General features: G+C 69.7%; 20 protein-coding genes and 1 pseudogene. 17 read left to right on the top strand and 4 right to left on the bottom strand.

The window, feature by feature from the left end:
- The 10 genes and pseudogenes from HMPREF3162_RS11910 to HMPREF3162_RS08950 all read left to right on the top strand — a co-directional run.
- Nucleotides 1–332, top strand: a pseudogene (locus tag HMPREF3162_RS11910) (conjugal transfer protein TrbL); the annotation flags it as partial.
- 6 nt (nt 333–338) lie between these two features.
- The gene (locus tag HMPREF3162_RS08910; RefSeq protein ID WP_070574166.1) at nt 339–1,802 is read left to right on the top strand and encodes an SCO6880 family protein; all 1,464 of its coding nucleotides are present in this window, start codon (nt 339–341) and stop codon (nt 1,800–1,802) included.
- A 69-nt stretch (nt 1,803–1,871) separates the two neighbouring features.
- The gene (locus tag HMPREF3162_RS08915) at nt 1,872–2,720 is read left to right on the top strand and encodes a hypothetical protein (RefSeq protein ID WP_070574164.1); all 849 of its coding nucleotides are present in this window, start codon (nt 1,872–1,874) and stop codon (nt 2,718–2,720) included.
- Nucleotides 2,721–2,892: 172 nt separating this feature from the next.
- Nucleotides 2,893–3,702 (top strand): hypothetical protein, encoded by an 810-nt coding sequence (locus tag HMPREF3162_RS08920; protein WP_070574162.1) that lies wholly within the window; start codon nt 2,893–2,895, stop codon nt 3,700–3,702.
- Nucleotides 3,699–5,180, top strand: coding sequence for an ATP-binding protein (locus HMPREF3162_RS08925; protein WP_070574160.1), 1,482 nt, complete (start codon nt 3,699–3,701; stop codon nt 5,178–5,180). The genes HMPREF3162_RS08920 and HMPREF3162_RS08925 overlap by 4 nt, the downstream gene beginning before the upstream one ends.
- A gap of 46 nt (nt 5,181–5,226) precedes the next feature.
- Complete coding sequence (locus tag HMPREF3162_RS08930) at nt 5,227–5,694, top strand: hypothetical protein (protein WP_070574158.1); 468 nt, start codon at nt 5,227–5,229, stop codon at nt 5,692–5,694.
- 18 nt (nt 5,695–5,712) lie between these two features.
- A complete protein-coding gene (locus HMPREF3162_RS08935) occupies nt 5,713–6,708 on the top strand; it encodes a DNA-processing protein DprA (RefSeq protein ID WP_070574156.1) in 996 nt (331 codons plus the stop codon).
- 94 nt (nt 6,709–6,802) lie between these two features.
- The gene (locus tag HMPREF3162_RS08940) at nt 6,803–7,795 is read left to right on the top strand and encodes a DNA-processing protein DprA (RefSeq protein WP_070777645.1); all 993 of its coding nucleotides are present in this window, start codon (nt 6,803–6,805) and stop codon (nt 7,793–7,795) included.
- Nucleotides 7,796–8,030: 235 nt separating this feature from the next.
- Nucleotides 8,031–8,501 (top strand): hypothetical protein, encoded by a 471-nt coding sequence (locus tag HMPREF3162_RS08945; RefSeq protein ID WP_141750189.1) that lies wholly within the window; start codon nt 8,031–8,033, stop codon nt 8,499–8,501.
- Nucleotides 8,502–8,605: 104 nt separating this feature from the next.
- Nucleotides 8,606–9,088, top strand: coding sequence for a hypothetical protein (locus tag HMPREF3162_RS08950; RefSeq protein WP_070574150.1), 483 nt, complete (start codon nt 8,606–8,608; stop codon nt 9,086–9,088).
- A 51-nt stretch (nt 9,089–9,139) separates the two neighbouring features.
- Here HMPREF3162_RS08950 and HMPREF3162_RS08955 read toward each other — a convergent pair whose 3' ends face one another.
- A complete protein-coding gene (locus HMPREF3162_RS08955) occupies nt 9,140–9,490 on the bottom strand; it encodes a DUF6907 domain-containing protein (RefSeq protein WP_070574148.1) in 351 nt (116 codons plus the stop codon).
- 124 nt (nt 9,491–9,614) lie between these two features.
- Here HMPREF3162_RS08955 and HMPREF3162_RS08960 point away from each other — a divergent pair, with 124 nt between their 5' ends.
- From HMPREF3162_RS08960 to HMPREF3162_RS08985, 6 genes are all read left to right on the top strand, one after another.
- Complete coding sequence (locus HMPREF3162_RS08960; RefSeq protein WP_256282704.1) at nt 9,615–10,202, top strand: hypothetical protein; 588 nt, start codon at nt 9,615–9,617, stop codon at nt 10,200–10,202.
- Nucleotides 10,199–11,980 carry a TraM recognition domain-containing protein gene (locus HMPREF3162_RS08965; RefSeq protein ID WP_070574146.1) on the top strand — a complete coding sequence of 594 codons (1,782 nt, stop codon included), beginning with the start codon at nt 10,199–10,201 and terminating at the stop codon, nt 11,978–11,980. The genes HMPREF3162_RS08960 and HMPREF3162_RS08965 overlap by 4 nt, the downstream gene beginning before the upstream one ends.
- 221 nt (nt 11,981–12,201) lie before the next feature.
- Nucleotides 12,202–12,759 carry a hypothetical protein gene (locus HMPREF3162_RS08970; RefSeq protein WP_070574144.1) on the top strand — a complete coding sequence of 186 codons (558 nt, stop codon included), beginning with the start codon at nt 12,202–12,204 and terminating at the stop codon, nt 12,757–12,759.
- Between the two features lie 47 nt (nt 12,760–12,806).
- Nucleotides 12,807–17,822 (top strand): helicase, encoded by a 5,016-nt coding sequence (locus tag HMPREF3162_RS08975; protein ID WP_256282705.1) that lies wholly within the window; start codon nt 12,807–12,809, stop codon nt 17,820–17,822.
- A gap of 89 nt (nt 17,823–17,911) precedes the next feature.
- Nucleotides 17,912–18,418, top strand: a complete 507-nt coding sequence (locus HMPREF3162_RS08980; RefSeq protein ID WP_083318971.1) for a single-stranded DNA-binding protein — start codon at nt 17,912–17,914, stop codon at nt 18,416–18,418.
- Complete coding sequence (locus tag HMPREF3162_RS08985) at nt 18,415–19,002, top strand: hypothetical protein (protein WP_141750188.1); 588 nt, start codon at nt 18,415–18,417, stop codon at nt 19,000–19,002. Before HMPREF3162_RS08980 ends, HMPREF3162_RS08985 begins: the two co-directional genes overlap by 4 nt.
- Nucleotides 19,003–19,072: 70 nt before the next feature.
- Here the strand turns inward: HMPREF3162_RS08985 and HMPREF3162_RS08990 are convergent, their stop codons facing one another.
- Nucleotides 19,073–19,804: a DUF6349 family protein gene (locus HMPREF3162_RS08990; RefSeq protein WP_070574141.1), complete on the bottom strand. Its 732-nt coding sequence runs from the start codon at nt 19,802–19,804 to the stop codon at nt 19,073–19,075.
- A gap of 219 nt (nt 19,805–20,023) precedes the next feature.
- Between HMPREF3162_RS08990 and HMPREF3162_RS08995 the strand changes: the two genes are divergently transcribed.
- Nucleotides 20,024–20,440, top strand: a complete 417-nt coding sequence (locus tag HMPREF3162_RS08995) for a hypothetical protein (RefSeq protein ID WP_070574138.1) — start codon at nt 20,024–20,026, stop codon at nt 20,438–20,440.
- Between the two features lie 275 nt (nt 20,441–20,715).
- Here HMPREF3162_RS08995 and HMPREF3162_RS09000 read toward each other — a convergent pair whose 3' ends face one another.
- Both HMPREF3162_RS09000 and HMPREF3162_RS09005 read right to left on the bottom strand, forming a co-directional pair.
- On the bottom strand, nt 20,716–21,582 hold the full coding sequence (locus tag HMPREF3162_RS09000) for a hypothetical protein (RefSeq protein ID WP_176747347.1): 867 nt from the start codon (nt 21,580–21,582) through the stop codon (nt 20,716–20,718).
- A gap of 228 nt (nt 21,583–21,810) precedes the next feature.
- Nucleotides 21,811–22,164 (bottom strand): histone-like nucleoid-structuring protein Lsr2, encoded by a 354-nt coding sequence (locus tag HMPREF3162_RS09005; RefSeq protein ID WP_070574135.1) that lies wholly within the window; start codon nt 22,162–22,164, stop codon nt 21,811–21,813.
- Between the last annotated feature and the right edge of the window lie 116 nt (nt 22,165–22,280).

A 22,280-nucleotide genomic window follows, 5' to 3' on the forward strand; every position in this document is an offset into this window, starting at 1 on the left:
CGGGCGCGGGTGGCGGGGCTGCCGCTGCCGGTCCGGCCGCAGCCGTCGTCCTCGGTGCCGAGGCCGTGAAGAAGACCGCGGAAGCCGGCCCGCAGACGGGCAAGGCCATCGCCGATCAGGCCGAGACGGCCGCCGACTCCGCCGATCAGCCAGCCTCCTCATCCCCGCCACCGCCGACGCCCCCGAACCCCGGCCCCGGCACGGGTTCGGGCACGGGTCCTTCGTCCGGTCCGGACCAGCCGACGTCGACGCCTCCGCCGCAGCCCTCACCGCCGCAGCCGCGCTCAACGCCGGAGAACCCCAGCACGCCACCGAAGCCCGGGAAGGAGTGAGGACAGGTGTCTGCAACGAACGAGAAGACCTCGACCGAGCTGGAGCCGGTGAAGTTCTCCCGGCTGACCCGGCGTGGAGTCCTACTGGGCCTGTCGGTGTCGCAGCTGATCGCCCTGGGCATCGGCGCGGCCAGCCTGGTGACCGCGTTCTATGCCGGGGGTGGGATCCGGGTGCTGGTCTCGGCACCGATCTGGGTGCTGGCCGCTGCCGTGACCTGGATTCCCCTCGGCGGGCGGCCGATCGTCGAGTGGCTGCCGATCGCGTTCTGGTGGCTGTGGCGGACCACGGGCGGGCAGCTGCTCTACCGGCGCCGCATCGTCACCCCGCGGCCGGCCGGGACGCTGGCCCTGCCCGGCGACATGGGGCGCCTGCGCGAGTACAGCGATCCCGAGACCGGGGCGTGCATGATCCACGACCCCGCCCAGGCCACACTCACGGTGCTGTGCAGCGTCACGCATCCGGCATTCATCCTGCTCGACCCGGCCGAACAGGGACGCCGGGTCGACGCCTGGGGGCGCGTGCTGGCCACCGTGTGCCGGTCCGGACGAGTCGCGACACTGCAAGTGCTGGAGCGGACCCTGCCGGACTCCGGCAGCGGCCTGGCCGAATGGTGGGCCGCCCACGGCAGCGGTGACGGGTCATGGGCGGCGACGACCTACGCCGAGCTCATCGAGCGCGCCGGCCCGGCCGGGGAACGCCACGCCTCCACGATCAGCCTCAGCCTCGACATGAAATCAGCGGCCCGGCAGATCCGCACCGCCGGCGGCGGCATGCGCGGGGCAGCCCAGGTGCTGCGCCAGGAGATGACGACGCTGGTCGCGGCCCTGCGCTCGGCCGAGCTCAAGCCCTCGGCGTGGCTGACCTCCGGCGAGGTCGCGGTGATCCTGCGCTCGGCCTACGACCCCTCGGTCGCGACCACGCTGGAACGTCACGGGGAGATCGGGCAACAGCTGGCCACAGCGGGCCCGGTCGCGGTCGCCGAGACGTGGACGCACCTGCGCACGGATTCGGCCTACCACGCGGTGCTGTGGATCAGTGAGTGGCCGCGCTCGCTGGTGTATCCGACGTTCCTGTCCCCGGTGCTGCTCTCCACCGGCGTGCAGCGGTCGATGTCGCTGATCTGCACGCCGATGCGCACCGACCAGGCCGCCCGCGACATCCGGAAGAAGAAGACGGAGTACGTCTCCGATGCCGCTCAGCGGGCCCGGATCGGGCAGATCGAGGACGCCGGCCAGCGCGCCGAGTATCAGGACGTGCTCCAGCAGGAAGCCGATCTGACCGCCGGCCACGGCGTCCTGCGCTACACGGGCCTGATCTCGGTGTCCGCGCCCACCGTCGCCGAGCTCGATGCCGCGATCGCCGCGATCGAGCAGGCCGCCGTCCAGTCCTCCTGCGAGACCCGCCGCCTCGTCGGCCAGCAAGCGCAAGCGTTCACCGCCGCCGCGCTACCCCTGTGCCGGAGAGTCTGACCCCGCTGGGACCGGCCAGGGGACGCGTGCACCTGATGGGCACGGCCGATCACGGAAGAGGGAGCGATCATGTCCACGAACCCCGCCGAGCATGCCGAGTCCGCCCATGCCGCGCTGCGGCTCCTCGCCGACGCCACACGCCACGTCGAAGATCCCGACCAGCTCTCTGCCGTCATCGACGACCTCCGCGGCGGAACGCGGGCACTGCAGACGACACTGGCCCAGCTCGCCGACGCCCACCCGCACCACCAGGGCCGGGCGATCAGCCTCAGTGGTGACCTGGCCACCGGCCGTGCCACCGCCGCGGACGCCTACACCGTCCTGCGGGAAGCGGCCCAGCGGCTTGGCGGGGTCGAGGAGCTGCTGCGGGAGGCCGTGGACCGGACAGACACCATCGACTGGACACCCGCTCCCGCTCCGACTGCTCCGGTGGTCGAGGAGATCGCCCCCTCCCAGGCGTACAGAGGCCTGTCCGAGCGCGGGGTCTGGCGGACGGTGACCCTGCAGGAAGGCACGACCGCTGCGAGGACGATGCGCCTGCTGGACGAGCACGGCGCCGAGGCCGCTGTCGCCTACCTCGCCCAGGCCGACCACGGAGACCCCGCCATCATGCGCGAGCTCGAGCGCGGCTACGCCTACGACGAACCGCCACCGGGCCGTGAGCGGGTGTTCCAGGTCGGGGCCTACCAGCTGAGCATCAACCCGGAAGGCCGCTGGGCGGGCCTCTCGCACTGGGACGAACCGGGCCAGGGACCCACCCTCGCCCCGCCCCTGCCACCGGCGCTGCACCCCACCACGCCCAGTCCCGTCCCGGTGCGCCACCACGACCCCGCGGCATCGAGAGGACGCGCCGACGCGTCGTGGTTCGAGCACCCGGGCAGCACCACCGGCAGACGCGCCCCCGGACCGGGCCTGTGACCGGCGCTCACCCAGGAAAACGAGCCAGCCGGAGACAGGCACCCGCGGGGGCCCGGCGCCCCCGCGCTCTCTGGCCACACCTCTGGACTGCCTGCGCTCACCGGGCCGGGCTGGTGGGGAGGGGGCGGGCACCTGACCGACATCCCATCGCCATGAACCGGGAGGAACCGTCATGCCCACCTTCTACGACCCCGTCGCGGACGCCGGCGAAGCCTCGCAGGCACTGCGGGGGCTCGCGCATGCCAGCCGCGCGTTCGACCACCCCCAGGACCTCTACGGCGTGCTCGGGGATCTGCTCAGCGGCGTCCGGTCGCTGCGGCAGGTCCTCGACCAGCTCGCCGACGCCCACCTCACGCACCGCGCCCGCGCGCACGACGATGCCGGCAGTCACGACGCCGGTGTGCTCAACGCGCGCGTCGCGTCCGCCTGGCTGCGCGAGGCCAGCGCGCTGGCCGACCTGACCGAGAACCACCTCGACACCGCCATGGCAGCAGCCGGTCGCATCGCCTGGCATGCCCCGGGAACCGATACGCAGCAGCGGTGGATCTCCGTCGTGCGCCTCGAGGGCGCGCAGGCCCAGGCCGCCCTCGACCGCATCGACCGAGACGGCGTCTCCGCCGGCCTCGACCACCTCACGACGTGGGACCGCGGCGAGGCCACGACCACCGAGGCACTGGAGAACGGGTACGTCTACGACGAACCGCCCGCGGGCTCGATGGACCACCGGGTCGACGCCGACACCTACCTGCTGAGGTACGGCTCCACCCCGCCCCAGATCGCGCTCTACCGCCGCCAGACCCTCCCACTCGACCACGCCAACCCCAGCGACCCCGGTGCAACCGGCCTCGACGGTATCGGCGGTCCTGACCCGGCAGGCACCGCGACCGGCAGCCAGACCGGAGGACGGCAGCTTCCGGATGCGTCCTGGTTCGGGCATCCCGGGGTGGCCGCGGTCGCGCAGGAGCGGGGGCTGGGACGGTGACCGAGCGAGACGAGAAGCTCCACACCGCGGTCCTGGTCGCACCGGCGGCCGAGCGCAGGCGCCTGCGCAAGCAGCGCCGCCAGGCCGCCGCACGGATCCGGACCGAACGACGCCGGGCCGAGATCGCTGAGGCGAAGGCCCGCGCCGAGGCCGAACGCGCTGAACGCCGCGCCACCCGCTACCTGCCCGCCGCCGGGGAACCCGGCCCCGCACAGCTGCGCACCCCGGCGCGGCTACATTTGCCGCGGCACCAGGACACCAGCGCGACCCTGTCGAACGCGTACGTCTTCTTGGCCGAAGGCGGGTTGGGCAGCAACGGGATCTTCATCGGCCAGGACTTGTACTCGGGCGCGAGCTTCGTCTACGACCCCTGGGTCCTCTACGCACGCGGCGTCATCACCGCGCCAAACATCGTGTTGGCCGGCATCGTCGGCTCCGGCAAGTCCTCCCTCGCCAAGAGCTTGTATACCCGGTCGTTGCCGTTCGGGCGCCGCGTCTACGTACCCGGGGACCCGAAAGGGGAGCATACGAAAGTCGCCGAGGCGGTCGGCGGGAAGGCGATCGCCCTCGGTCACGGGGCCTCGGCCCGGCTCAACCCTCTCGACGAGGGCTACCGCCCCAGGGACATGAGCGATGCCGAGTGGGCGACCACGGTCGCCGCACGACGCCGGGACCTCATCGGCGCGCTCGCCGAGACCGTCCTCGCCCGCGGGCTCACGCCCCTGGAGCACACCGCGATCGATCAGGCCCTGACTGCGACGGTGCGTGAGAACAGCGTCCCGATTCTGCCGATGATCGTCGATCACATCCTCGACCCCACCGAGGACCCCGATGGGCGGCTGAAGGAAGACGGGCGTCTGGTCGGGCATGCGCTGCGCCGGCTGGTCGCCGGGGATCTGAGTGGATTGTTCGACGGCCCCTCGACGGTCCGCTTCGATCCCACCTTGCCGATGCTCTCGCTCGATCTGTCGCGGGTGACCGAGAACGCGACATTGATCTCGGTGCTGATGACGTGTTCCTCGGCGTGGATGGAAGCCGCGCTGCTCGACCCCGCTGGCGGGCAGCGGTGGGTGGTCTACGACGAGGCCTGGCGGCTCATGCAGTACCCGTCATTGCTGAAAAGAATGGATTCCCAATGGAGGCTTGCCCGACATTACGGGATCGCCAACATGCTCGTCTTCCACAAGCTCAGCGACTTGGAGAACGTCGGCGACTCCGGTAGCGCGATGCGGTCTCTGGCGAATTCTCTGCTCGCCAATGCCGAAACACGGATCATCTATCGACAGGAAAGCGACCAGCTCGGCATCACCGCGGAGACCCTGGGCCTGACCCGCACGGAACGCCAGCTCCTGCCGCAGCTGACCACGGGTCAGGGGCTGTGGAAGATCAAGGACAGGGCTTTCGTCGCGCAACATCAACTCCACCCAGCCGAATACGAGCTCTTCGACACGACAAGCCGCATGACTGATTCCCGCTAGGCCGCGGCCTGGAATCCATATCCGCACGGAGGGAGGCGGCACTCTGATGGAACTCACCACGATTGTAGGCGCATGCGGGAGTGTGCTCTCGTTCGTGCTCTTCCTTCCGCAGGCCCGGCACACCTGGGTGAACCGGCACCGAGCGGAGAGGCTGGCCGGGATCAGCAGCCTCGGCCAGGTGTGCGTGCTCGCCAACGCCACCGTGTGGGCCGTCTACGGTGTCCTCGCCGACGCGGTGTGGCCGGGCGCACCGGGCCTGCTCAACGCGCCCCTGGCGATCGGTACGCTCTGGCTGCTCCATCGCCGCCACCCCCAGAACTCCGGCGAGGCTTGTGAGGCGTGTGAGACCGGGACAGCGCACCGGGTCTTCATCACCAGCCCTCCAGGTTGGGGCTCGGTCATGCCATGCTCCGCGATCACGCGCAGATCCGGGGTCCTCGTCTTCTCCGATGAGGACATCCGAGTGCTGCGCGACCACTACCGTGCTCACGGCACTGCGGGCGCACCTGACTGAGGACCGAAGGAGACCCTCATGGCGGCCCTGACCCAGATGACCGGCGACGAACGCTCGGCACGCATCGCGCTCGCGGCCATCGCCGGCCCCGGCGACCCGCTGACCGGGCGCGTGCTCACCACCGTCGGCGCGCTCGAAACCCTCCGGCTCCTCGAGGACGAGGATCCGATCCCGGGACTGGACAGGGTCGAGACCGGCCTATGGCGGACACGGCAGCGCCCACGGATCGACGCCGACAGGATCGAGCAGGCCCTCGACCGCACGGACAAGTCCGGCCTCCGCACGCTCATCCCCGATGACGAGCACTACCCGCCCGGACTCGCCGACTTAGGTCACCGTGCCCCGTACATCCTCTGGGCCTCCGGCGACACCCAGCTGCTCCAGTCGTTCGCCCAGACCTTCACGATCACCGGCACCCACAACTCCACCGCCTACGGGCGGCAGATGGCCAGCGAGCTCGCTGTCGACCTCGTCGATGACTGGGGTGTCGTCGTCGCCGGGGGCGCGTCCGGCATCGATGCCGCCGTGCATGAGACGGCGCTGCGCAACGATGGCCGCACCATCGCCGTCATCCCCGGCGGCATCGACGTTCGCGGAGGGGACAGCAACGCCCAGACCCTCGACGAGATCGCCGCTCAGGGCCTGCTGCTCAGCGAGAGCCCGCCGGGTGAGGGCGGGCACGATGCGGACCGCATCCTCGCCCGATTGAGGATCGAGGCCGCGCTGTCGGGATCGGTCACGCTCGTCGAAGCCGACGACCGCTCGGCCGCCGCCGCGGTCGTCGATCGCGCCCGGGAGCTGGGCCGACCCGTCGGGGCCATACCAGGACCGGTGACCAGCCCAGCCAGCGAAGTTCCGAATGAACTCATCCGCGACGGGGCCGCGCAGGCCGTGCTCGGCGCCAGCGACGTGCTCAGCATCCACTATCCCGCACCGCAACCGCGGCAGCGTCCAGGCCCGGAACCACCCACGCCCCCGCGCGCCGGCCCACCGCACCACGGATGGGGCCTGTGAACCGATCCGTCCACCGTGCATCGGTGACGGCTAGCGGGACCTGGTGAGTCCAGGCGTACCTGACCGGTGACGACGATCATGGAAGGACATCGACATGGCGGGACTGGCCGACGAACTCCAGGACGAGCGGGAAGCGCGCATGGTGTTGTCGATGATCGCCGAGCCCGGCGATGCGGTGACCGGGCGGGTGCTCGCACTCGCCGGCGCCGTGGGCACGGTGCGGCTGCTCGAGTCCCAGGACACGGTGCCGCTGCTGGGCCGCGCGGATGCGATGATCTGGCGCGACCAGCACGCCCGACGCATGGGCGACGGCCTGCTGGAAGCCCTCGATCATGCCCGCCAGGCCGGCTACGGCACGCTCATCCCGACCGATCCGGACTGGCCTGCCGGGGTCAACGATCTCACCGATCGCGCCCCCTACGTCTTGTGGACCCTCGGCAACGAGACCCTGCTCGGCCCGCGCACCCGGGAGACCGTCACGGTCACCGGAACCCGGGCGACGACCTCGTACGGGGAGCGCGTCGCCAGCGACTTCGCCGGCCAGTTCGCCGCGGCGGGGAAGGTCGTCGTCGGCGGTGGGGCCTTCGGCATCGAGGGCGCCGCTCACCGCGGGGTTCTCGCCCACGGCGGTGACACCATCGCGGTGCTTCCTGGTGGGTTGGACCGGCCGTATCCCCGCGCCCACGCCGATCTGTTGGACCGGATCGGCGACCGGGGCCTGCTCGTGACCGAGCTCCCCCCGCAGGCCACACCGACCCGGACCCGATTCCTGGCCCGGTCGCGCTTGATGGCGGCCATGGCCGGGGCGACAGTGCTGGTCGAATCGGGCCCTCGCTCCGGAGCCCTGGGCACTGCCAGCCACGCGCACGCCCTGGGGCGGGTCGTCGGGGCGGTGCCCGGTCCGGTCACCAGTGCGGCCAGTGCCGGACCCCATCAGCTCATCGCCGCAGGCACGGCGATGCTTACCAGCGATGCCCGGCAGATCGCCGACGCCCTCGACGCGCCCCCGCCACCGGCCCCGCCGAACCCGTTCCATGCCCAGCACCGCAGCCCACAGGCGCACGGGCCTGCCGCCCCCTCGCTGTAACCACCGTTCACACGCAAGGGAACACGCCGGGGTCGATTGAGCCGCCGAGGTGCAGGCTGTACCGGCTGCGCGGTGTGCACCGAGCGAGGCCCTCACGCCCTGCCCGTGATCGATCGGCCCGCTGGGGTCGTGGTGGCAGATCGTGCACCTCGAGTACAGGACGACATGGACGGGCAGGGCGCGGGACCCCGGAGAACGCATCGACGGCGGTCCGGGGCCCGGGGAGGTGGAACCGATGGATGAGGATGCCCGCGGCGGGTTCGAAGATCGCATGATGCGGCTGTGGCATGGCTTGGAGCAGGTTGCGCAGGACTACGGCCGGTACGTGGAGCTCACCGATTCCGATCCCAGCGCGTTCGGCGGCGGGCACTACGTGTTCTATCGCCTCGACGACGCCCGTCTCGACGACGCCGAGCGTCGGTTCGCGATCGAGGAGCAGTACGCCGACGAGGTCTCGGAGGAGGAGCAGATACCGACCTCGTGGACGTGGCGCGATGAGAGTCTGCGGACGCACCCTGACGGAGGCGGGTACTGGCACGAGCACGACAGCGGCGAGGTCGCCTCCGAAGACTTCGAGCAGCTGCTGGACCGTGCCGGGCAGTGGGCGCAACAGGCGCGCACGGCCGCGCGCCGTGACGACGCCGCCTCCGCCTTCGCCCCTCGCAGTCCGGCCCCGATCCCGCGGGGGCCCGACCGCAGCCTCTGACACCACACCCCAGGGGCCAGACCAGTAACGGCCGTGCCACTCCACGACCACGGACGAACCTGGCGCATGCCCCGCGGCCGTACTTTCACGGGAGGGAGCAGGACGTGGCTGAGAGCAGCCCGGCAACAGGTGACGAGCCCGGGCTGCGCCTACGTCTCGGTCTGGCCGATCTCGCCGATCAGTACGGGCGGTATGTGGACTACCGGCGGGAGGAGCCGCAGCCGTATGGCGGCGGGTTCATCGGTCTCGTCAGCGGTGGGCACCATGTGCTCTACCGCAGCGCGGACCCTGGCCGCCGCTTCGCCATCGAAGAACTCACCACGAGCAGGGTCCCGGGCCAGGTACCGGTGCTCTCCTCGTGGCTCTGGCGGGAGGAGACGCTGAGCACGCGCGAGGACGGCTCGCCCTACTGGCATGAGAATTCCAGCTGGGAGGTCCAGCCCGAGAACGTCGAGGAACTCCTGGGCCTGGTCCGAAACTGGGCACAGACGGCCCGCTCCATGGCCCGCCGGGACGCGCTGCGTGAGGCATTCGCCGTGCTCGACCGGTCCGGTCCCGAGCCGCCGCGGCCCGGGCGCGGTCTCTGACCGGGTGCGGGCCGGGAACCCCAGCAGGGAGGTGCCCGGCCCGCACTAGCTTCACCTGTCCGTGGCGGGGTTGAGCCCGTTCAGGAACACGGCCAGCTGGTCCAGCAGGCGCAGCGCGCTCTCGAGGGTGACCTCGATGCGCTCGTGCTCGGTGCCGATCGCCACCCACGTGTCTCTGGCCCCGATCCCACGGCTGGCGGCCAGGACCAGCGCACCAGCGTCGACGATCGGGACCGGATCGCAGTCGGAGGCATGCCGGTAGCGACGGGTGATCGCGGGAACCTCGCACAGCTCCCCGAAGTGGCCGCGGTCAGCGGCGAGGACCTGCCGGTGGTGATCGCCGGTGCACCATGACGGGCACGACTCGCGCAGCCACGCGGGCCCGGGTACGGCGTTGTCCATAGTCATCGATTCTCCTGTTCTGCCACCGGCACCGTGCCCGCGGCAGAACCTATGAACGCGCCCGCTACTGACCAGACGATGAGGCCATCGGGCGCGCGGGGTGCCTGGGTGCGCACCTGCGGTCATGAGCACACACGAACCCGGCAGGAAGCACCGGCACCGGAGAAGCACCGACGACCCCGAGGCCACGGGCACGCGAGGCTCCGAGCAGGCGGATCTGCCCGCGGTGCCGCCGGTGCTCCCGCACGTGGTCATCACGGCCACGGACGCGGGAACCCTGGATGTCACCGTCGACGGAAAGGACCTCCCACCCCGCTCGCCGAAGAGACCCTGGACGCGGGCGAGGTTCGGGGAACTGCTCGACACGGTCACCGACGAGCGTCGCGTGCCGGTGCGGATCGAGGTCCACGAAACGGACGGCACCTCGTTCACCGACATCGTCCACGCCGCCCGACACCGACCAGAGCCCCCGGCGACGGCCTCACCGCCGGCGACACCGAAGAAGGCGAAGCCGACCCGGCATGTCGAGGTCACCGCGACCGGGTTCGTGCCCGGCGAGGACATCGCCATCGCCATCATCACCGGGACCGCGGAGGCCGACGGGCAGGGCCGGGCCCGGGCGGTGATCGCGCGTGCGGGACTGCGCGAGGCCGGGGAGGTCGTCCTGGTCGGGCGGGTCTCGGGCGCCGTCCATGTCGAGGCGCTGTCGTGAGCTCGCCGCAGGGCCGCCAGGCCGGCAGCTTCGGGGACGAGCTGACCAACGCCGCGATGATCGCGCTGATCGGAATGTTCGGCCTCACCCTCATCCTGCGCCTGGGCGGGTCGATCACCGCGTTCCTCACCGGCGCACCGCAACCGCGTGCCGGACTGGCCGCCGGTGCCGCCGTGCTGCTCAACCCGGCAGACCCCGCCCGAGCCCTGGACGCGGCCGGGCTGAGCACGCTCGGGTACTGGCTGGTCACCGGGGTGGTGCTGGTCGGGCTCGGCACGCTCGGCGGGTGGACCTGGGTACGGGTGCGCCGCCATGTCCACCAGGTCGAGACCGACCCTCGGAAGGTCGCCGGCGCGGCCAACCGGCGCGATATCGACCAGAGCGCCTCCTCCCAGGCCCTGCTCAAGCGGGCCGGGACGCTGCGCCCTTCGCTGGAGACGCCCACTCCCGCGGAGGTGGGGTATCTGCTGGGCCGGTCGAAAGGCCGCCAGGTGTGGGCCTCGGTCGAGGACTCGATGTTGGTTCTCGGCCCGCCCCGATCCGGCAAGGGCCTGCATGTGGTCATCAACGCGATCTTGGACGCCCCCGGTGCGGTCATCGCCACCTCGACCCGCCCCGACAATCTGACTGCCACGCTCCGGGCCAGGCAGCGGCGCGGCCCGGTGGCGGTGTTCGATCCGCAGCACCTGGCCGAGGGCCTGCCCGCGGGCCTGCGCTGGTCACCGATCCGGGGCTGCGCGGACCCGCTGACCGCGATGATCCGTGCCTCGGGCCTGGCCGCCTCGACCGGGCTCGGCTCGGGAGGGGTCGAGTCCGGCGGGTTCTGGGAAGGCAAGACGAAGACCGCGCTGCAAGCACTCTTGCACGCCGCCGCACTCGATCATCGCCCGTCCTCGGAGTTGTTCCGGTGGACGCTGGACCCGACGGCGGCCTCCGATGCGGTCGCGATCCTCACCAACCACTCCGGCGCCGCAGAGGGGTGGGCGGACTCCCTGGAGTCGATGATCGACGCCGACCCCCGCACCCGCGACAGCATCTGGCAGGGCGTGTCCCTGGCCCTGTCGGCCCTGGCCGATCCGCGCGTGCTGGATGCGGTCAGCCCCGGCGAGGGTGAAGAGTTCGACCCGGCGCAGTTCATCCGCGACCAGGGCACCCTCTACCTTCTGGCCACCGGTGCCGGGGCAGGCGCCTCGGCGGCGCTGGTGGCGGCGCTCGTCGAGGATCTCGTCGAGGTCGCCCGCCGCATGGCCGCCCGGTCCCCGGGCGCCCGCCTGGACCCGCCGCTGCTGCTGGCCCTCGACGAGATCGGGAACCTGAGCCCCTTGCCGTCGCTGCCGACGCTGATGGCCGAGGGCGGAGGCACGGGCATCACCACGATGCCGGTGCTCCAATCCCTGGCCCAGGCCAGAGACAAGTGGAACGAAGCCCAGGCCGGGGCGATCTGGGATGCCGCGATCGTGAAGATCATCCTCGGCGGGGCCTCCAACAGCAGAGACTTGCAGGACCTGTCCACGCTCATCGGTGAGCGCGATGAGCACACCGACTCCGTCACACTCGGCGATCACGGGTCACGGTCGAACCAGCGCTCCATCCGCCGGGTCGCGGTCATGCCCCCGGACCGGATTCGGATGTTGCCTTTCGGCACCGGGGTGACCCTGCTGCGCTCGGCCCCACCGATCATCACGGATCTCCGGCCGTGGCCGGCCCGTACGGATGCCGACCAGCTCAAGCAGGACCGGACCGAGATCGAGGCGCTGCTCGAGGACCCCGCCTCATGACCCCCGAAGCACCCACCCACACCACCACCGCCCACCGGTCACCAGCGGGCAGGGGCGGTCGGCTGCCGGGCGTGCGGGGGTGGTGGTGATGGCCCGGCGCCGCCGCACTCCGCCTCCCGGTCAGCTGGAGTTCGATCTGTGGGGCCTCGGCGAGGCCGAGGCCGATGCCGCCGTCGCCGAGGCCGGACAGACCCCCACCGAGACACCGCGGGAGGACAGTGATGAACCAGTACGGGGCACGGGCGATGGAGCACTGGAGGGCACACGCCCCGGAGCGGGTCGCAGCGATGGAGGATCCAAGCTGGTTCTTCACCCAGCTAGGCCAGGAGATCCAGGCGCAGGTGACCGAGCTGTCGACCCGGCTGGAGAACGACCGGATCTGGGGCCTGGAGAAACAGAGCCCGAGGGAGGACAATTATCTCCAGGAGGTCTCGCGCCGGATGACGGCGCACCAGATCGCGGAGGAGGTCGTGATGAGCCAGCTGGCCTGGATCCACGACCCGAGCCTGCCCCTGGACGAGGCGCGGCAGGAGTGGGAGGAGACCCGACCAGCCGACGAGAACCTGATCTCGTGGGCGGAGCGGACCCAGGACTCCCCGTACCCGCAGTACTCCCAGGTCGAGCTGGAGCAGAAGGCCCTCGACTGGGCGATCCCGATGTGGTTCCTGGAGGGCCTGCTGGCAGCGGAGATCCCGGGCCAGTACGCCCAGGAGCACCAGGAGGTGCTGCGGCAAGCAGCGGACGTGAGGTTCCTCCGCGAGGTGACCGGCACCCCGTAACCGACACCCCCACACCACCTCCCCCTGTGGTGGGGGTGCCGCGGTTCGTGCCCTCCCGTGACCAGCTGGCACCGTCCGGGGCGAAGGCCCGGTTCCAGGCAAACATCGCAGCGATCCGGCTCGCGCGCACGCTGACCGAGCAGGACCGCGCCGCCACGGCCGAGGAGCAGCAGGTCCTGGCACGCTGGTCCTCGTGGGGTGCCGTCCCCGACGTCTTCGATACCGGGAAACCCGGCTGGGAGGCGGAGCGGGACCAGCTGCGGGGCCTGCTCTCGGAGCAGGAGTGGGAGGCAGCGGCCCGGACGACGCTGAACGCCCACTACACCGACCCGGCCCTCGCCACACAGATGTGGCGCGCCCTGGACGCGCTCGGGTTCCGGGGCGGGCGCGTGCTCGAGCCCGGCAGTGGCCTGGGCACGTTCATCGGCCTGGCCCCCGAGACCGCGCAGATGACCGGTATCGAGCTCGACCCCGTGACCGCGCAGATCAGCCGCGCCCTCTACCCGCACGCGCAGATCCGCACCGAGTCCTTCGCCGACACCCGCCTGCCGGAGGGCGGCTTCGACCTCACGGTCGGGAACGTGCCGTTTGCCGACGTGGCGCTGCACGACCGGGTACACAACCCGCACAAGCACTCGATGCACAACCACTTCATCCTCAAGTCCCTGGCCTTGACGCGTCCGGGCGGGATGGTGGCGGTGCTGACCTCCCGGTACACGATGGATGCCCAGAACCCGGGAGCACGCCGGGAGATGAACCTGATGGCCGACCTCGTCGGCGCGGTGCGGCTGCCGGCCGGGGCTCACCGGCGCACCGCGGGCACGGATGTGGTCACCGACCTGCTCCTCTTCCGCCGCCGCGAGGAGGGGGAACCGGTCCTCGATGATCTGTGGGAGACCGTCACCCCGATCACCGTGGACGGGCAGACCCTACGGATGAACCGCTACTTCGACCAGCATCCGGAGCATGTTCTCGGGCAGATCGGCGCGGACACCGGCCAGTTCGGACGCCAGGAACTGACGGTCACAGGCGACGTGGACCGGGTCGACGCTGATCTGGCCGATGTCCTCGACCAGATCACGTTCACCGCCCGCCGCACCGGCCTGACGTTCACCGACGCCCCACCGGAGCGGGCGATGCGCCCGGTGGCCCGCCAACCGGCGCCGCCGCAGCGGTGGGATGGCAGCATCGTCGGCACCGGCACGGGGTTCGGCACCGTCACCGCCGGAGGCATCGAACCGCTCGAGGTCCCCAAGAGCACCACCACGGAGCTGCGTGCCCTGCTGGGGCTGCGGGACGCGGCGACCAGCCTGCTGGAAGCCGAGGCCGCGACCGCCGAGGACACCGCGGAGATCACCACCGCACGGGAGGACCTGCGCCGGGCCTACCAGAAGTACCTCGGACGCTACGGGCCCTTGAACAGGTACACGCTGCGCCGGTCCGGCAGGACCAACGACGCCGGTGAGGACACCCATGCCCGCATCATCCCCCGCGCCATCCGGCTGCTGCGCGGCGACCCTTTCGGGCCCCTGGTCATGGCGTTGGAGAACTTCGACGACACCGACCAGACCGCCACACCGGCAGAGATCCTCTCCCGCCGGGTGGTCGCGCCCCGTACCGAGGTCCAGGGCGTGGAGACCCCGGCCGACGCGATCGCCGTGTCCCTCGACCGCACCGGCAGCATCGACCTGCCACTGGTCGCGGACATGCTCGGCATGGACGAGACCGAGGCCCGGGAGGCCCTGACCGGGCTGGTGTTCACCGACCCGGCCACCGACGAGCTCGTCCACGCACCGGCCTACCTCTCCGGTGACGTGCGCACGAAGCTCGACGCCGCCCACGCCCGCGCCGAGACCGATCCCTCCTTCACGGCCAACGTCGAGGCGCTGACCGCGGTGCTGCCGGACCCCTTGGGGGTCGAGGACATCACCGCCCGCCTCGGGGCGGTGTGGATCAGCGCCGAGATCCACGAGAGGTTCCTGCGCGAACTGCTGCGTGCCCCGGACGTGCGCGTGGAGAACCCGATGAGCGGGATGTGGGAGGTCCGCGGCGGACGGCAGGGCCTGCTGGCGACCTCGGAGTGGGGCACCGAACGCCGGCCGGCCCCGGACATCGCGCAGGCGCTCATGGAGCAGAAGACGCTGCTGGTCTACGACGAGATCGAAGACGCCGACGGCCGTAAACGGCCCGTGCTCAACCAGGTCGAAACCGTCGCCGCGCAGGAAAAAGCCGAGCAGCTCCAGGAACGCTTCAGCGAATGGGTGTGGGAAGACCCCGCCCGCGCCCAGGCGCTCGTCGAGGAGTACAACCGCCGCTTCAACTCGATCGTGCTGCGCGACTACAGCGATGCCGGGGACTACCTCACCCTGCCCGGGGTCGCGGAGTCGTTCACACCCCGCCCGCATCAGCGGGCCGCGGTCGCCCGGATGATCGCGGAGCCCGCCACGGGTCTGTTCCATGAGGTCGGGGCGGGCAAGACCGCGGAGTTCGTCATGGGTGCCATGGAGATGAGGCGGATGGGGATGGTGCGCAAACCCGTCGTCGTGGTGCCCAATCACATGCTCGAACAGGTCGGGAGGGAATGGCTCCAGATCTACCCGAGGGCCCGCATCCTCGCCGCGTCCACCAAAGACCTCGCCGCGGATAAGAGGCGGCAGTTCGTCGCGCGGGCGGCCGCCAACGATTGGGACGCGGTGGTCATGACCCAGGGCGCGTTCGCGAAGATCGGCCTGCGGGAGGAGACCCAGCAGGCCTACCTGCGGGCGCAGATCGACGAGGTCCGCCGGGTCCTCGAAGATGCCACCGGCGAGGACGCGATGAGCGTCAAGCGCATCCAGCGCAAGCTGCTGAGCTTGGAGAACAAGCTGAAGTCGCGTCTGGACACCGACCGGGACCAGGGCGTGTCCTTCGAAGATACGGGCATCGATTACGTCGTGATCGATGAGATGCACATGTACAAGAACCTCTCGACGGAATCCAATATCCGGGATGCCGCGATCGAGGGCAGCGCACGCGCATCCGATCTGCACATGAAGCTCGAATACCTCCGCTCCCAGGGCAAGGAGCGAGTCGTGACCGGGGCGACGGCCACCCCGATCGCCAACAGCATCACCGAGGCCTACGTCATGGAACGCTACATGCGCCCGGACCTCCTCGAAGCCGCCGGGGTGGAGTCCTTCGATGCGTGGGCGGCCACGTTCGGGCAGACGATCACGCAGATGGAGATGGACCCCACCGGCACGAACTTCCGGATGAAAACCAGGTTCGCGAAGTTCACCAATGTCCCCGAGATGCTGCGGATCTTCAGCGTGTTCGCCGATGTCAAGACCGCAGAAGACCTCCAGCTGCCGGTACCGGAGATCACCGCGCGCGAGGACGGGCAACGCGTCCCGGCCACGATCCCGGTCCCACCCACTGTCGAACTCGAAGACTTCGTCGCCCAGCTCGGCACCCGCGCGGAGAAAGTCGCCTCACGGGCCGTATCACCCAGCGACGACAACATGTTGGTCATCTCCACCGACGGCAGAAAAGCCGCGCTCGACATCCGGATGGTCCTGCCGCAGGACCCGACCGGGCCGACGAAGATCGACGTCGCCGCGGACATGATCGCCGGCACCTGGCAGGCCACCCGCGACCGCGAGTACCTCGACCCGTCCACCGGGGAGCCCTCACCGGTACGCGGTGGCCTGCAGCTGGTGTTCTCCGATATCGGCACCCCGCACCCGGACCGGTGGAACGCCTACGACGAGCTCGCCGCGCAACTGGTGATGCGGGGCATGCCCGGCGAGTCGATCCGGTTCATGCACGAAGCCAAGACCGACGTCGAGAAAGCCAGACTTTTCGCTGCCGCACGCGCCGGCCACATCGCCGTGCTGATCGGCTCGACGGAGAAAATGGGTGTCGGCACGAACGTGCAAAATCGCGCGCTCGCGCTGTATCACCTCGACTGCCCGTGGCGGCCAGCCGACGTCGCCCAACGCGAAGGCCGCATCCTGCGACAGGGCAACCAGAACGAGCAGGTCGCGATCGTCAGGCTCGTCACCGAGCGCTCCTTCGACTCCTACATGTGGCAGGGCGTGGAGCGCAAAGCCAGGTTCATCGCCCAGATCATGCGCGGCAGCCTCGATGCCCGCGAGATCGAGGAGATCGACTCCTCGGCCCTGTCGGCGGCCGAGGCCAAAGCCATCTCCAGCGGGAACCCGCTGCTGCTCGAGCATGCCACGATCCAGACCGAGGTCACCCGGCTGCGGCGCCTCGAGCGCGCGCACCACCGCTCCCAGGCGATGCTCGCCCACACTCGCGACCGGGCCAGTGAGGACGCCCGCCGCGCCGAGCACGACATCGCTGGCCTGCAGGCGGCACTCCCGCAGGTCGCCGACACCTCCGGTGACCGGTTCCGGATGCGCATCGGCGACAGAGTCTACGACTCCCGCGCCGATGCTGCGACGGCGGTGGGTGCCTGGGCGCAAGGTTCGGGGCTGACCTGGGCACCGAAGTACGCCGCCCGGGATTTCGGGGTCCTCGGCCAGGTCTCGGGATTTGACGTCACCGTCTCCACCCGGCCTGCTCTCGGCGACGAACCGCATGTCGAGGTCGAACTCGCGGGTGTACCGCGCACCGGGTTCGTCATGAGCCGGTCGGGGTTCCTCGACGGTGGCATCGGGCTCATCCAGCGCATCGAGAACCGGGCCGCGGGCATCCCCACGCTCTTGGAGCACGCCCAGCGCGACCTCGACGACGCGCGCGAGGCCGCCGCGGAGGCCGGGCAGCGCATCGGGGAGCCCTTCCGCCACGCCGAGGCCCTTGCCACGGCCGAAGCCGATCTCGACCGGGTGCAGACACAGCTGGCGACCATGAACGACGACGTCACCCACCAGGGCCCAGCCGAGACCAGCCCGCCCAAGCCCCCGCCCCCTGACGAGGCCGGTCTCACGGTCGAGGCGGTGCGCGGCCATCGCCCTGCCCTGGGCGTGCACCCTAACCCGCACCGCGAGCCCGCCTCGATCGCCGAGCCCACCCGTCCTCCCGGACACCGGCCCGACCCGCCAACGCATCACTTCTAACGGGACGCGGCGGTGCCGGGGAGCGTGCGTGCACCTTCCTGTCGTCACCCCCGCAGGCCACCGGCCGGGGTCGTACGGATCAGGAGGACATGATGGACGCACAGCAGGCGCAGATGCAGACCGGCACCTCGGTGCGCGGCTACATCGCCACCGAACCGAAGCTCACCTACGGCAAGACGGGCATCGCCCGCTTCTACGCCCGGTTCAAGCAGTTGCACTCCCGGCCGGAGGAGGACGGGTCCTGGACGCGGCTGCCGCCGTCGTTCCACAACCTGGTCATCTTCGGTCAGGAAGCCGAATATGCCTACCAGAACTTCAACAAGCGCGACCCGTTCCTCGCCTCCGGCTACCAGCACACCCCCGAGCCCGGACACGATGGGACGCTCCGGGAAGAGGAGTTCGTCGCCGATGTCATCCGCCATACCTGGCCGAACGCCTCCGGGCCCGGCCAGGGCCTGAACCGGACGCCACCCCAGCGCTCCCAGGCCCAGGAGGCCCCGCAGCGGCAACCCGCCACGGTGGACAACGCCGGGCAGGCTTTCGACCCGCCCCAGCGGCCAGTACAGGCACCACCGAGCGCGGTGGTCGGACGATGAGCACCGACCACGACGACCCGCACGACGAGACCCCGCCCATGGGGCCCTTCGACGGGGAGGAGTTCACCCAGCCTCGCCCGGCACCGATGGCCGATGACCCGCCGGCCCCGGTCAACTGGAACTTGTTGCGCGCGGACGAGGCGGAGTTCGCCTGGCTCGAGCTCAACGCCTGGGTCGATTGGCTCCGCCACACCTACGGACTCCCGGCCTCGGTGATCCCACCGATGTGGCACCGCCACGCCGAACTTGTGTGGGAACTTTCCGCGCTGCACACGCACTGGCTGTGCGCCTACGACCCGGAGCAGAACGGGAGCGCGGCGCTGGGCTGGCACAGGGATTTTGCCGATGCCCGCCAGCGGCTGCGCGACTGGGTCGCCGCTTCCGGGACCCGGCTTGACCGCGACCGGCCCACCCGGCAGACGACCTGGCCGGGCGAAGAGGCCGCCGGGCCGATCGAGGAGACCCCGATCACCGATCGGGACGAGGACTTCGTCGCCTTCGTCCTCGACGATGTCGAACGGCGCCGGAAAGCCGAGGAAGCGGTCTACCAGCGCATCAACCCGGACACCGGCGAGATCACCTGACCCACACCCCGAACCCGGAGGGGCCGGCACCACACTGGTGCCGGCCCCGCCAGCGCGTCGACCACGGGTGTCAGTCGGTCAGGGAGCGGCCGCGCACCGGCCCTTGCGCAGGCCCGGCCGTGTGGTCGAAGGACGGCACCGCACGCTCAAGGCGTACGGCCTCCCCGCGAGGAGTAGCCGGAACGTTTAGTGCGGTGGAGGACAAGTCGCAGCCGCCCCAGGGTGAGCGGCCCGGTACGTGACGGGTGCCGTACGGTGCCCGTTCGGTGATGATTGGAGCGCCGGGTATCTGCATGTGCTGCGGGTAGCGCTCGGTGATCCAGACGCGCCCGACCTTGCTCAGGCCGGTCTCGGTGCGCGCGATCACCTTGCCGGGGACCACGGGAAGATCCCGCCAGCCCGGAAGCGCGTGGTCGTGCCACGCCTCGACCGCGGCGTTCTCGTTGCCCGCGATGGAGTGCCAGCCGCACGGCTCACAGATCATCTGATAGAGGAGATCGCCGGGCCCTTCCTCCCCGTGGTCGGGCCGTAGTTCCGCGGTGAACATCTCCCCGGCGTGCTCGCCCAGCTCGGTGCGCTGGTCGTGGGCGATGTCGCGATGCCACATGTGACTGCGGGCGTAGGAGTCGAAGTGGCTGTAGAGGAAGCACCAGTGCTCGAAAGCTCCGACCAGCTCGCTCGGCGGGTAGTAGTCCGTGGTGAAGTGCAGCGGTGCGCCCTGCCACTGCCCGGCATGCTGACGGGCCTCCTCGCGGGCGAGCTCGTCGAAGTCGAACGCCAACTGCCCATCGGATGCAGCCATGGTCCCGGTCACCTCCCACCGGCCAGGTACACCACTGTTGCCGGTCGCGCGCCGGGCAGTGCCCTTCCGTTCGGCCGGCGGGCGGGGTAAAATCTGGGGCACGGCGGCAGTGAAAATTGCCTGCGCTACCAGCCCGACTGGTGGCTGACGACCCCAAGGAGCCGCTTGGGCTAGTCCTTCTATACGTGACGTCGCCGTCCACGTAGGAAGGACTGTGTCGTGCTTGCTCTCATCTGGTTCGCCGCCATCGCCGTGGGCGTGTTCATCACCACCCGCTACACCCTGGTCATCAGCCCGTGGCTGCCCAGCAACCTCATCCTCAACGCCATCCGCACCCGGCGCGGCCTTAAATGGGGCGTGCCCGCGATGCTGCTGGCGATCCCGTACTTCGCGATCGCCTACTGGTGCACCGTCGCCATCGACACCGGCGCCACTGGTCTGCTCCACCTCGTCGTGCTCATCTGCATCATCTCCGGGTTCAAGTTCATCTGGATCGGCCCCCTCAGCCTCATCCACCTCGCCGCGGCCCGCCTCCGCGAACACGCCCAGCATCGGCGCGACACATGCGGCGCCTCGGAGGACAGCCACACGCCCGCGAACGTATCTACCGCTGAGCCCGTCAACGCTGGGAACTGAGACGAGCGGCCCAGACTAGTAGTCCCGTACGATCGGCGACGTCGCTGATCAGTACCCTGCTGGCCTCCTGGCCCGCGGCCGGGCCCCGTTGCACGCCCCGATCACGGCAAGGCCATAGTCTCCGTGCGAGTCGGGGGCGGCCGGGGCCGTCGAGCACGACCTTTAGGGTCTCAGGGGCTCCGTATAGCGCACAGCTGCCCGACGACCATTCCTCGCAAGGAACCGGAAGTTCCCCGCACATTTAGCCGTTCCCGACCAGTGCCAGAGACCGGTTGCTAATTTTGTAGTGCCCGGGCGTCGAGGAACACAATCTGTCGATGCTCCTCGTCCTCGGAATCGAGTAATGGATCGGGCACCTCATCGGCGGGTTCCATGATGCGGAATCCCTCGGTCTCGCTGGCGACAAAGTCCGTGAGTTCTCCCTGGAAGCGTCCATCTTCATCGATCGAGTTGGCCGCGTCAGCCAGCGCGGAACGAACGTCATCTCTCGACAGCTGCATGCGCCCCTGGACGTGCTCGCTCGGCACTCGGACGACCTGGGGCCAGTCTGGCTCCCCGCACCGGCCCAGCCGCGTCCAGAAGTCTCTCCACTCATAGATGACTGGTGGCTTCACGCCTGTACCCCATCGAGCAGTCACACGGCCTCTTGGGCCGACGGTGAAAAGCACGAGCCTTTCACGTTTTCCCCGAACCGTACTGCCGTGGGCGGCGACTTCTTTACTGAGAACCTTCGCGACCTGCTTCGCGGTGAGCACGATCATCCATTCAGCGAACCACCATTTGTGTCCACTGCGAGAGAATGCTATATCCGTGGCGGGCACGCCGGAACTGTGAGCGGCGGGCTTGAGTTCACCGGACCAGGTCGGCCGAGGGATCACGTAATACACCGGGACATCGGACCGCAAGTAGTCTATGAGCTGCCCGATATCCACGATGACTTTGTGCCGACCCTTGGCGCCCGGAGTAGTGGTCTTCAACTCGAGCTGAACAGCTTTGCCCGGTAGGTGGGGAAGCGATTGAACGTCGACATCCTCGCCCCGAACGGGCCACCATAATGCCGCGTTGGACCGGTAACGGTAGGTGAGGTACTGGCTCACCCAATGCTCAAGCGTCTTCTCAGGAACTGATACATTCAAGTGCATGGCCCCCCTTTCTACCTTCGACGTGTGCATGCCTTCAAACCCATGGTAATTGGCTTGTCGTTCTCGGCTGCATCCGGATTCCTTCGTCCGGTTAGAGGATCTCGACTGGCCCGGTTACGGGGGATGGAGGTTGTGTGCTTCCTGCTCCAACGGTTGGTTGCGTTTGTCAGCTGCACCTCCTTAATGACGTCGACGTCAGGGCGTGCCCGATAAGCGAGTCGAAGGCGATTAGCGAGATGCGGTATAGGCGTCGATCACGTCGTTAGACACCCGCCCACGATCGGAGACCTCAAATCCGTTCTTCTGCGCCCATGTCCGAATCTCGGCCAGAGGGTAACCGCTGCGCTGATGCGAGGCACTGCCCTGCTTGCGCCGTGCACGGGGTGCGCGGTTGGGACTGATCTTCCGAGCCGCGTTCACGTACGTGTCCAGCGCGTCTCGAAGTTCCTGCGCGTGAGCATTGGTGAGGTCGATTTCGTAGGAGCGGTAATCGATGCTGAAGGTGACCGTCTCGCCTTTCCCAGGCTCAAGGACAGTACCGTCCACATCATCCACCAGCTGTTCAATGATCTTCTTGCCCATGAGGGCGAGTCTATGCGCTCACGTTCCCCAGGGCTCGGGGGAACCGTCGCACCTGTCTGGTATGACACCCACGAGCAGCGAACCCGAGTCAACCGCGGCGGCGACCTCGATGGCTC

The sequence above is a fragment of the Brevibacterium sp. HMSC07C04 genome (assembly GCF_001815905.1).
Lineage (GTDB): Bacteria > Actinomycetota > Actinomycetes > Actinomycetales > Brevibacteriaceae > Brevibacterium.

What these genes read in the sequence shown, in the direction of transcription:
- HMPREF3162_RS08990 (WP_070574141.1), bottom strand. Translation starts at nt 19,804, where the DNA reads ATGGCTGCATCCGATGGGCAGTTGGCGTTCGACTTCGACGAGCTCGCC.
- HMPREF3162_RS08935 (WP_070574156.1), top strand. Translation starts at nt 5,713, where the DNA reads ATGGCGGCCCTGACCCAGATGACCGGCGACGAACGCTCGGCACGCATC.
- HMPREF3162_RS09000 (WP_176747347.1), bottom strand. Translation starts at nt 21,582, where the DNA reads ATGCACTTGAATGTATCAGTTCCTGAGAAGACGCTTGAGCATTGGGTG.
- HMPREF3162_RS08940 (WP_070777645.1), top strand. Translation starts at nt 6,803, where the DNA reads ATGGCGGGACTGGCCGACGAACTCCAGGACGAGCGGGAAGCGCGCATG.
- HMPREF3162_RS08930 (WP_070574158.1), top strand. Translation starts at nt 5,227, where the DNA reads ATGGAACTCACCACGATTGTAGGCGCATGCGGGAGTGTGCTCTCGTTC.
- HMPREF3162_RS08915 (WP_070574164.1), top strand. Translation starts at nt 1,872, where the DNA reads ATGTCCACGAACCCCGCCGAGCATGCCGAGTCCGCCCATGCCGCGCTG.
- HMPREF3162_RS08955 (WP_070574148.1), bottom strand. Translation starts at nt 9,490, where the DNA reads ATGGACAACGCCGTACCCGGGCCCGCGTGGCTGCGCGAGTCGTGCCCG.
- HMPREF3162_RS09005 (WP_070574135.1), bottom strand. Translation starts at nt 22,164, where the DNA reads ATGGGCAAGAAGATCATTGAACAGCTGGTGGATGATGTGGACGGTACT.
- HMPREF3162_RS08985 (WP_141750188.1), top strand. Translation starts at nt 18,415, where the DNA reads ATGAGCACCGACCACGACGACCCGCACGACGAGACCCCGCCCATGGGG.
- HMPREF3162_RS08960 (WP_256282704.1), top strand. Translation starts at nt 9,615, where the DNA reads ATGAGCACACACGAACCCGGCAGGAAGCACCGGCACCGGAGAAGCACC.
- HMPREF3162_RS08920 (WP_070574162.1), top strand. Translation starts at nt 2,893, where the DNA reads ATGCCCACCTTCTACGACCCCGTCGCGGACGCCGGCGAAGCCTCGCAG.
- HMPREF3162_RS08980 (WP_083318971.1), top strand. Translation starts at nt 17,912, where the DNA reads ATGATGGACGCACAGCAGGCGCAGATGCAGACCGGCACCTCGGTGCGC.
- HMPREF3162_RS08970 (WP_070574144.1), top strand. Translation starts at nt 12,202, where the DNA reads ATGAACCAGTACGGGGCACGGGCGATGGAGCACTGGAGGGCACACGCC.
- HMPREF3162_RS08945 (WP_141750189.1), top strand. Translation starts at nt 8,031, where the DNA reads ATGGATGAGGATGCCCGCGGCGGGTTCGAAGATCGCATGATGCGGCTG.